Below are 10,995 nucleotides of genomic sequence, written 5' to 3' on the forward strand. Positions count from 1 at the left end.
GGGAATCGTATCGTAATTAACTTCAGTCTTTTGACCAGCAATACGCTCAGCAACCATAACCCCCTCTTCAGAGCCTTTATGCGCTAGCATTGGACCACGTACAACATCGCCTACGGCATAAACACCCGGAACGCCTGTATTACAATGGTCATCTACGAAGATAAATCCGCGCTCATCGAGGTTTACACCGCTATCAGCCGCTAACAAGTCTTCTGTTACTGGTCGGCGACCGACAGCGACTATCAACTTATCAACCTTAAGTTCTTGCGCACCTTTGGTATCTTCATAGCTAACGTTTACGAGGCCGCGCTTGATATCGGTACCATTAACACGCGCCTTTAATTTAATATCCAAGCCCTGCTTCTTAAATTGCTTAAGCGCTTCTTTTGCAATTTGCTGATCAACAGAACTTAAGAAGGTATCTTGAGCTTCGAGGACCGTTACTTCAGAACCCAAGCGCGCCCATACACTACCCAATTCAAGGCCGATAACACCTGCCCCGATCACGCCCAAACGCTTAGGAACTTCATCAAAGTTCAGCGCACCAGTTGAATCAACGATATGGCCTTCAGTTAAAGGTGCTAGCGGAATCTCTACAGGTGTTGAACCTGTTGCAAGAATCACATTGTCAGCATCGTAAACAGTAACACCACCCTTGGCATCCGTTACTTCAACCTGCTTACCCGCAAGCAATTTACCCGTACCTTGAACCGACGTTACACCATTTGCTTTGAACAAAGATGCAATACCACCTGTTAAATTCTTAACAATCGTATCTTTACGGCCAATCATCTTAGGCACGTCAATCTTCAAATCGTCCAGGCCAATACCGTGCACGTCAAAATCATGCTTCGCCTCTTCATACTTATGTGAAGACTCAAGCAAGGCTTTTGAAGGGATACAACCCACGTTCAAACAGGTACCACCAAGAATCTGCTTACCTGTCTCAGATGTCCACTTTTCAACACACGCAGTCTTTAAGCCAAGCTGACCACAACGAATTGCAGCAACATATCCAGCCGGACCAGAACCAATTACGATTACATCATACTTATTTGACATTTATATTTATCTCCCGGTTCTCGACTTAAATTTCTAGAAGAATTCTAGCTGGATCTTCAATCATTTCCTTGATCGCAACCAGGAACTGAACAGCTTCTTTACCATCAATCATTCGATGGTCATAAGACAAAGCAAGGTACATCATCGGCAAGATCACAACCTCACCATTAACAGCCATAGGTCTCTCTTGAATCTTATGCATACCCAAAATCGCCGTTTGAGGCGGATTCAAGATTGGCGTAGACATCAAGGAACCGAATACACCACCGTTAGAAATAGTGAAAGTACCGCCTGTCATTTCTTCAATAGAGAGCTTACCGTTACGGGCTTTTTGACCATACTCTTTGATTGATCCTTCAATTGTTGCCAAGCTCATACCATCTGCATCGCGTAAGACTGGTACTACCAGGCCTTTATCACTTGATACCGCTACACCAATATCCTGATAACCATGATAAACAATTTCATCACCATCGATTGACGCATTAACTGCCGGGAAGCGCTTCAAGGCTTCAGCAGCTGCTTTAACGAATAAGGACATGAAACCAAGCTTAGTGCCATCATGCTTCTTCTCAAACAACTCTTTATATTGTTTTCTAAGATCCATTAAGGGCTTCATGTTAACCTCATTAAAGGTGGTCAACATGGCAGTATTTTGACTTGCATCCAACAATCGACGTGCAATGCTTGCTCTTAAGCGAGTCATAGGCACTCGTTTTTCAGCGCGAGCGCCAAGATCAAGCGCTACTGGCGCAGCAGGGGCCGATACTGGCTTACTAGCTGGCGCAGCAGCGGCCGGAGCAGGTGCACTAGTAGCAGTTGCAAGGTGCGCAACAACATCCTCTTTTGTCAAACGACCGTCTTTACCACTTGCTGCAATAGCTGACGGATCAAGACTATTTTCTTGCACCAATTTTTTAGCAGCCGGGCTCATGATAACTTCGGCAGCAGGGGCCGACTCTTCAGTCGCCGCCGGAGCCGCTTCAGCTGCGGGTGCTGCGGCACTTGTACCGCTTGCGCCAGCTGTAAACTTACCGATGACTTCGCCACTTAGGACAATATCGCCCTCTTGCTTTAAAATAGATTCAATCACACCATCATCTGGCGCAACGACTTCAAGAACGACTTTATCAGTTTCTATATCGACGATGAGTTCATCACGCGATACCTGCTCTCCAGCTTGCTTATGCCAAGTGGCAACTGTTCCATCCGCGACTGACTCTGGGAAGGTTGGGGCTTTAATTTCTGTAGACATTTCCAATCCTTATTAAACTATTCAACATCAAACGCTTGGTTAACTAGCGCATTTTGTTCTTCAACATGTACCGAAATATAGCCTGCAGCAGGAGCAGCGGAGCTTTTACGTCCGGCGTATCTTAAATATATTTTTTCATCAATTTCTTTGAGCACTCGACGCATTCTATGCTGCGTTGGATACCATGCACCCTGATTTTGGGGCTCTTCCTGACACCAAACAACATCACTTGCTTTCGGGTACTGTTCCAAGATGGCCTTAAGATCATCCCCAGGGAACGGATACAATTGCTCGATACGAATCACCGCAGTATCAGTAATTTCATTATGCTGTTGGAAATTCAACAGGTCATAATAAACCTTACCGCTACACATAATGACGCGTTTTATATTGCGAACATCATCAACATAGCTATCGCCAATAACTGTCTGGAATGTACCTGAGCTCAAATCATCAAGCGTTGAGGTAGCTTCTTTGTGACGAAGTAAACTCTTCGGCGTAATGGCGATCAGAGGCTTCCTCAAAGGTCGTTTAACCTGACGACGAAGCATATGGAACACCTGTGCTGGCGTAGTTGGCACACAAACCTGGATATTATGCTCAGCACACAACTGCAAGTAGCGTTCCAAGCGAGCGGAGGAGTGTTCAGGACCCTGACCTTCATAACCGTGAGGTAGTAGCATGGTTAGGCCACATAGGCGCCCCCACTTTAACTCACCACTGGTAATAAACTGGTCAATAACAACTTGTGCGCCGTTTGCGAAGTCACCAAACTGAGCTTCCCAAACTACGAGTGCACCAGGGTTGGTCGTTGCAAAACCATATTCAAAGGCAAGAACCGCCTCTTCCGATAACAAGGAGTCGATAATCTCGCACTTAGGCTGATCTTCTTTGATATTCTGCAAAGGCACATAAGTCGATCCATCTGTCTGGTTGTGTAAAACAACATGACGATGAGAGAAGGTACCGCGACCAACATCTTGACCTGAGATACGAATTTCATGACCTTCTGCTAGCAAACTAGCATAAGCCATTACCTCGCCATAACCCCAGTTCAGCGGCATTGCGCCCTGATTCATTTTATTTCGATCTTCAATGATCTTCTGAACCTGCTTCTGAATAGGAAAGCCTTCATGTATCGCACCTAGCTTTTTACCTAAACGCTGCAAGGTTTTGGCATTGACCGAAGTCTTAGCCTTAGCTGTCCACTCATGGCCAATGAATGGCGTCCAGTCAACATACATAGACTTATTCGGTTCCAGAACCAAACTCTTGGTAACATGATCACCGTTCTCTAGTGCTGAACGGTAGTCATTTTCAAGCTTTTTAGACTGTTCTTGTGAGATCACCTGCTCTTCAAGTAAGCGCTCAGAGTAGATAGAACGAGTTGTCTTCAAGCTCTTGATCACTTGATACATTAATGGCTGCGTGCCCGAAGGCTCATCCGCCTCGTTATGACCACGACGGCGATAGCAGAACAAGTCAATAACGACATCTTTCTTAAACTGATTGCGGAAATCAATTGCAACCTGAGTAGCAAACAAAACAGCTTCGGGGTCATCACCATTTACATGCAAGATTGGCGCTTCGATCATCTTTGCAACGTCGGTACAATACTCTGTTGAGCGCGTGTCTTCACGCTTATTGGTGGTAAAGCCAACCTGGTTATTAATAATAATATGTACGGAACCACCCGTACCATAACCACGAGTTTGTGACATCTGGAAGGTTTCCATCACCACGCCCTGACCTGCAAACGCAGCATCGCCATGCATGATAATAGGTACGACAGAATCCCGACGCTCATCTTCCCTTCTACCCTGGCGCGCTCGAACCGAGCCTTCAACAACCGGAGAAACAATCTCAAGATGTGAGGGGTTAAACGATAAGGCTAGATGCACTTCGCCACCTGGCGTCATCACATTCGATGAAAAGCCCTGGTGGTATTTAACGTCACCGGAACCAATATCATGGAGTTTTTTACCGTCAAACTCATCGAACAAGTCTTTCGGGTTTTTACCAAGCGTATTCACCAAAACGTTTAGGCGACCACGGTGAGCCATACCTATAACGATTTCTTTAGCACCATAACCACCGGCACGCTGAATCAGCTCATCCATCATCGGGATCAGACTTTCACCACCCTCCAAGCCAAAGCGTTTGGTACCTGGGTAACGAGAGCCAAGATATTTTTCTAAGCCTTCTGCTGCTGTTAAACGCTCTAGCAGATGGTAGCGCGTATCAAATTCGTAATTGGGCTTACCTTTTACTGACTCAATACGCTCTTGAAACCATGTACGAATATCTGTGTCTACGATATGCATGTACTCAGCGCCAAGCGATGAGCAATAGGTTTCTTTCAGTCCGTTAACAATCTCTCGAAGACTCAACTCATCGGAACCGAAGACCAAGTTACCAATCTGAAATTCGGTATCCAGGTCGGCCTCGCTCAAACCGTGATATTCAAGCTCCAAATCAGGAACATCAACCCGCTCCATCAAACCTAAGGGATCAAGCTTTGCTGCCTGGTGGCCACGAATTCGATAGGAGTTAATCAATTGAGCGACTTTAACTTGCTTCTTATCGTGCTCAGAGGTTGCGCTTGCGGGAGTAGTCAGTTCGTGACTTGCGTATTTGTTTTTGGAAAGGTGGAGAAACTGTTCACGAATGGTCGAATGAGGGATGTCTTTCTTAGCATGACCATTAACTCTTGGGAGTTGGTCAAAGTAGCTTCGCCATTCTTCAGAGACGCTGTTAGGATCAGCCAAATAAGCGTCGTACAGCTGTTCAACGTATACTAAATTTCCGCCAGACAAGTGAGATGTCCGCCAGAGTTGTTCCATGATGCTTTCTTGCATTAAAAGCTCGCCTTAGTTAGCAGTAAATGCGAATACCAGGCACTATCTTATTGGCGGCCAATATGTATCTCTAAGATACCTATACGTAGCCTAACGATAAAAAGCGATTTCGCCTTGTAACGCCCTACATAACAGGCTCGGATGACTGCTGCCTCAAAGATAATACGGGTGTTACCCGATTCCCCAGTGGTTATTATTTCTCAGCGAACTGCAAATTCGGCTTTTTGGGCTTACTTTACAGTTTCCTAAGTTTTCAGACCTAGGCTAAAGCACTAGGTCTGAAAGGATTCATCACTTGATTATAGACATAAATTCAAAACTTGCAGATTATTGCAATTGATTATGTCTCGACGGCAGAAAGTCTACCCTGACCACTACCGTCTTCAGCACTATTAAGTTGAGCGCTGCAACAACATATTTCTAATATGACCAATAGCTCGCGTTGGATTAAGCCCCTTAGGACAAACGCTAACGCAGTTCATGATACCCCGACAACGGAAAACACTGAAAGGGTCATCCAAATCAGCTAAACGCTCTGCCGTAGCAGTATCACGTGAGTCAGCCAAAAATCTGTATGCCTGTAACAAACCTGATGGCCCGACAAACTTGTCAGGATTCCACCAGAATGATGGGCAAGCTGTTGAACAACAAGCACATAAGATACATTCATACAATCCATCCAGCTTTTCACGATCTTGAGGCGTCTGTATACGCTCAATAGCAGGTGCTGGCGTATCATTAATCAAGAATGGCTTAATTTTCTCGTATTGCTTGTAGAACATAGACATATCTACAACCAAGTCACGAATAACCGGCAAGCCCGGCAAAGGACGAATGATTAACTTGTTACCCTTCACAACTTCTGAAAGAGGTGTAATACAAGCCAATCCATTCTTACCATTCATGTTCAAACCATCTGAACCACAAACACCTTCACGACAAGAGCGGCGGTAAGCCAGTGATGGATCTTTTTCCTTAAGCAAGCCCAGGACATCAAGAACCATCAAATCTTTCCCTTCAGGGATCTGTAACTCAACATCCTGCATATAGGGTGCAGTGTCTTGTTCAGGATTATAGCGATATAAACTTACTAACATCTTCCAAATCTCCCCTTAGTAAGAGCGTACTTTTGGTGGGAACGCATCAACGGTCTTAGGCGAGAAATTAACATCACGCTTACCAACGCGCTTCTCTAGAGGGAAGTACATTGAGTGTTTCAACCAGTTTTCATCATCACGCTCAGTAAAATCATTACGAGCATGAGCACCACGACTTTCTTTACGTCCTTCTGCAGCTACAGCTGTTGCGTAAGCAACTTCGAACAAGTTATCCAGCTCAAGCGCTTCGATACGAGCAGTATTGAAAGCAGCGCTCTTATCTTCAAGATGAGTATTCTTAACTCTCTCACCTATTTCGTCGAGCATCTTAAGACCTTTCTGCATGGTCTCACCTTCACGGAAAACGCCAAAGTAAAGCTGCATCGTGCTTTGCAAATCTTCTCGAACCTTAGCAACACTTTCACCGCCAGTCGTATTATCCAAACGATCCAAACGACTTAATGCGGCTTCGATATCAGCCTCTGTTGCATCATCAGTTGCAAAACCTTCGCGCAAAGATTTCTCAATCTGCAAACCGGCAGCACGACCAAATACAACCAAATCAAGTAGCGAGTTACCACCAAGACGATTTGCACCATGAACTGATACACAAGCAGCTTCACCACAAGCATATAGACCTTCGATAACGTGATCGTTACCTTCAGCATCCTGCGTTAGTGCCTGACCACCGATATTAGTCGGAATACCACCCATCATATAGTGACAAGTTGGTACAACCGGAATTGGTACCTTAACCGGATCAACGTGAGCAAATGTACGTGACAATTCAAGAATACCTGGAAGCTTGGCATTCAAGGTTTCTTCACCCAAATGGTCCAACTTCAACATAACGTGATCTTTATTTGGACCACAACCACGGCCTTCTAGTATTTCCATAACCATTGAACGCGCAACAACGTCACGACCAGCAAGATCTTTAGCGTTAGGTGCGTAACGTTCCATGAAACGTTCGCCTTCGCCATTGATCAGGTAACCACCTTCACCACGACAACCTTCTGTTACCAGTGTACCCGCTCCAGCGATACCTGTTGGGTGGAACTGCCACATTTCCATATCCTGCGCTGGGAAGCCAGCGCGAAGCGCCATCCCCATACCGTCACCAGTATTAATCAAAGCGTTAGTAGTCGACTGATAAATACGACCAGCACCACCCGTCGCCATAACAGTTGCCTTAGCCTTAACGTATACACGCTCACCTGTTTCAATACAGATAGCAATGACACCAACCACTGCACCTTTTTGGTTTTTCACCAAATCGACTGCATACCATTCATTAAGAAAGGTAGTGCCGCCCTTCAAGTTGCCCTGGTATAGTGCGTGCAATAGTGCGTGACCTGTACGGTCAGCAGCAGCACAAGTACGTGCAGCCTGAGTCGGATTATCCGGCCCTTTAGACTGGCCACCAAACGGGCGCTGGTAGATACGACCTGCTTCAGTTCGCGAGAAAGGCAAACCCATATGATCCAATTCAAATACAGCCTGAGGGCCAACTGAACACATATATTCAATTGCGTCCTGATCACCGATATAGTCTGACCCTTTAACAGTGTCATACATGTGCCAGCGCCAATCATCATTTGGATCCGCACTTGCGATCGCACAAGTTATACCACCTTGAGCAGAAACCGTGTGAGAACGAGTTGGGAATACTTTAGTAATACAAGCTGTTTTGATGCCGGATTCTGTCAATTGAAGTGCTGCGCGCATACCAGCACCGCCACCACCAATAACTATTGCATCATAATTAAGCGTTCTTAATTTAGACATTTCTTACAGCCCCCAAAGAATCTGAACACCCCAGACCACGTAAACGAACATGACCAGGCCACAACCAGCTTGAAAAATAAACCTGAATACCATTGCTTTTAGATAGTCTGTAGACACCGTCCACAAACCGATCCAAGCGTGAGCACCCAAAGATAACAAAGCAAGTAAAGAAAATACTCTGACACAAGTTTGACTAAACAGCTCACTCCACTGCATGTATGTCAAGTCAGGGTTTAGCACTAGATAACCCAGAATAAATACCGTGTAAGCAGCCAACACAACCGCTGTAACACGCTGAATCATCCAATCATAGAGTCCACTACGACCAAAACTAGTAACACTTGCTACCATAACCAAACTCCTGCCAATAAGATAAGTACAACTGACACTGCTATAACAACTTTGGCACCGAACTGGCCAGCTTCAAGCGTTTCACCAATACCACAGTCCATTAATAAATGTTTAATTCCCGCTACCAAGTGATAAAGAAGCGCAGAAACCAAGCCCCACATAATCAAAGTAACAAAAGCACCGTCCAGACACTCTTTAGCGGCGTTAAAACCGTCTTCGCTCGAGAGCGAAAGTTCAAGGACATACATAAGAATTGCCACACCAACGAACAAGGCCACACCGGTAACACGGTGCACAATTGACGTTAGCGCAGGCAGAGGAAAACTAAATTGAGTTAGATCGAGATTTACAGGTCGTTTATCTTTCACAGCACATATACTCTCTCAAGTTGGCATGAGCTAATTTAAACAAAGGAAGGCGTCTCTAAAGATTCGCCAACCCTTGCAACCTTTTTATAATAAGATGTTTCAACGCTATTCAGCCTTGCCGCCCGAAAATCTACAATAAAGATTATCCGAAACAAAACGTGAAATAGGCCACCACCTAATTTTGCTGACGGATTATAGGGATTAAGGCCGCGAAATACAAACCACGAACAAAAATAACGGCATTATTTGGCCATTATAAATTTTCTTGTATTTGACAATAATATTTCAGCAACATAGTAGCCCCGCCTTAGGCAGCTCTGGCACCATATCAAGCTTTTTTTCTTAGTTTTCATACCCACTTTGCACCAAATTAGCTTTTATTAGATATTTCCGCGCCACAGCCGTGCAAATTTCACCCACCCAAAAAGCCGAAACTTTCTTTGATTTTTTTTTCATCTACATTGGCACATTACAGAGACGTGACTATAGTCATTCTATTTGGCATAATGCGCAAACTTTTAAGTCGCCAACTGGCCGCAAGCTTTTTACCTATTAAGCAGCAGCTACGCTTGGCTTACTCTATCTCAGCAACAGGAGAGCACCATGACTGATAAAAAAGCTCAGTTATCGGTTGATGGGAAAACCATCGATTTACCAATTTATTCTGGCTCTGTCGGCCCAGATGTAATAGATGTACGAGGCCTAGTATCAGAAGGTGTCTTTACTTATGACCCTGGATTCGTGTCCACTGCGGCATGCGAATCTAAAATCACCTACATTGATGGCGGCAAAGGTGTACTTCTTCACAGAGGCTACCCAATAGAACAGCTAGCTGAAAATTCAGACTACCTTGAACTATGCCACCTACTTTTGCACGGAGAACTTCCGACAGCAGAAGAAAACGAACATTTCAGAAAAACTGTTCGCAACCACACAATGGTTCACGATCAAGTTAACCAATTCTTTAAGGGCTTCCGAAGAGACGCTCACCCGATGGCGATCATGTGCGGCGTCGTTGGTGCTCTTTCAGCGTTCTACCACGATACGATGGACATCTCTGACGAAGAACACCGTGAAATAGCAGGCTTCCGCCTTGTAGCTAAAATGCCGACTATTGCAGCGATGTGCTACAAGTACTCAATCGGCCAGCCTTTCATGTATCCAAACAATGACTTGGATTATGCAGAAAACTTCCTGCACATGATGTTCAGCACGCCAGCTGGCGATGTTAAGTTTGACCCAGCCATCTCAAAGGCAATGGATAAGATCTTCATGCTTCATGCTGACCATGAGCAGAATGCATCAACATCAACTGTCCGCCTAGCTGGCTCAACTGGCGCCAACCCATTTGCTTGTATCGCTTCTGGCATCGCTGCACTTTGGGGCCCTGCTCACGGCGGCGCAAACGAAGCTGTACTAACAATGCTTAACGAAATCGGTGACGTATCTCGGATCGATGAATACGTAGCCAAAGCGAAAGACAAGAACGACCCATTCCGTCTGATGGGCTTCGGTCACCGCGTATACAAAAACTTCGACCCTCGCGCCAAAGTTATGCGCGAAACATGCGAAGAAGTTCTTGGTGCACTAGGCCTTGAGAATGATCCTCTATTGAAGATCGCGCGTCGCCTTGAGCAGATAGCACTAGAAGATGAGTACTTTGTTGCAAGAAAGCTATATCCAAACGTAGACTTCTACTCGGGTATCATTTTGAAAGCTATCGGTATTCCTGAGTCAATGTTTACCGTTATCTTCGCAATGTCTCGAACTATTGGTTGGTTCTCACACTGGAACGAAATGGTTAGTGAAAACTACCGCATTGGTCGTCCACGCCAGCTTTATACTGGTCACGACAAGCGCGACTACCCTGCCTAAGCGCAAAGCTAAGGTATAAAAAAACCCGCTCTTGCGGGTTTTTTTATACCTAAATCAGTTTTAATTCTGCACCAATCATTTCCCGAGTACGCCTCGCCAAGCCCTTACGACATAAGGATGCTGAGTCCATAGGTTCCAGATAACGGACATGAGCATACACCTTTTCAACCCTTAGAATACGCTCAAGCGTATCAATAAACGAGTCATCATCTATAAACGCTGGCTCAGGCAAGAGCCGACCAAATTCATCCGTATACTTTAGTGCAACTGGCTGAACAGGCACACCCACTCTAACTGCTGCCTCATAAAACATCGGGAAAAACGGCAACACCTCTGCACCT

At 45.3% G+C, this 10,995-nt stretch carries 8 protein-coding genes and 1 pseudogene; 1 reads left to right on the forward strand and 8 read right to left on the reverse strand.

Annotated features, from left to right (window positions below):
• The 7 genes from A3766_RS11775 to sdhC all read right to left on the reverse strand — a co-directional run.
• Positions 1 to 1,062: FAD-dependent oxidoreductase (locus tag A3766_RS11775; protein WP_068642249.1), on the reverse strand; the 1,062-nt coding region annotated here is incomplete at its 3' end.
• Between the two features lie 25 nt (positions 1,063 to 1,087).
• Positions 1,088 to 2,317 (reverse strand): 2-oxoglutarate dehydrogenase complex dihydrolipoyllysine-residue succinyltransferase, encoded by a 1,230-nt coding sequence (gene odhB / locus A3766_RS11780; RefSeq protein ID WP_068512323.1) that lies wholly within the window; start codon positions 2,315 to 2,317, stop codon positions 1,088 to 1,090.
• 17 nt (positions 2,318 to 2,334) lie between these two features.
• Positions 2,335 to 5,175 (reverse strand): 2-oxoglutarate dehydrogenase E1 component, encoded by a 2,841-nt coding sequence (locus A3766_RS11785; RefSeq protein WP_068512320.1) that lies wholly within the window; start codon positions 5,173 to 5,175, stop codon positions 2,335 to 2,337.
• 392 nt (positions 5,176 to 5,567) lie between these two features.
• Positions 5,568 to 6,272 carry a succinate dehydrogenase iron-sulfur subunit gene (locus A3766_RS11790; RefSeq protein WP_068512317.1) on the reverse strand — a complete coding sequence of 235 codons (705 nt, stop codon included), beginning with the start codon at positions 6,270 to 6,272 and terminating at the stop codon, positions 5,568 to 5,570.
• A gap of 15 nt (positions 6,273 to 6,287) precedes the next feature.
• On the reverse strand, positions 6,288 to 8,060 hold the full coding sequence (sdhA, locus tag A3766_RS11795; RefSeq protein WP_068508435.1) for a succinate dehydrogenase flavoprotein subunit: 1,773 nt from the start codon (positions 8,058 to 8,060) through the stop codon (positions 6,288 to 6,290).
• Between the two features lie 3 nt (positions 8,061 to 8,063).
• Complete coding sequence (gene sdhD / locus A3766_RS11800) at positions 8,064 to 8,411, reverse strand: succinate dehydrogenase, hydrophobic membrane anchor protein (RefSeq protein ID WP_068508433.1); 348 nt, start codon at positions 8,409 to 8,411, stop codon at positions 8,064 to 8,066.
• Entirely contained in the window at positions 8,405 to 8,779 is a 375-nt protein-coding gene (gene sdhC / locus A3766_RS11805; RefSeq protein ID WP_068508431.1) for a succinate dehydrogenase, cytochrome b556 subunit, read from the reverse strand. The genes sdhD and sdhC overlap by 7 nt, the downstream gene beginning before the upstream one ends.
• 603 nt (positions 8,780 to 9,382) lie before the next feature.
• Between sdhC and gltA the strand changes: the two genes are divergently transcribed.
• Complete coding sequence (gene gltA, locus A3766_RS11810) at positions 9,383 to 10,654, forward strand: citrate synthase (protein WP_068508429.1); 1,272 nt, start codon at positions 9,383 to 9,385, stop codon at positions 10,652 to 10,654.
• Between the two features lie 49 nt (positions 10,655 to 10,703).
• Here the strand turns inward: gltA and A3766_RS11815 are convergent.
• Positions 10,704 to 10,995: pseudogene (locus A3766_RS11815) on the reverse strand (hypothetical protein); the annotation flags it as partial.

Source organism: Oleiphilus sp. HI0132 (genome assembly GCF_001635845.1).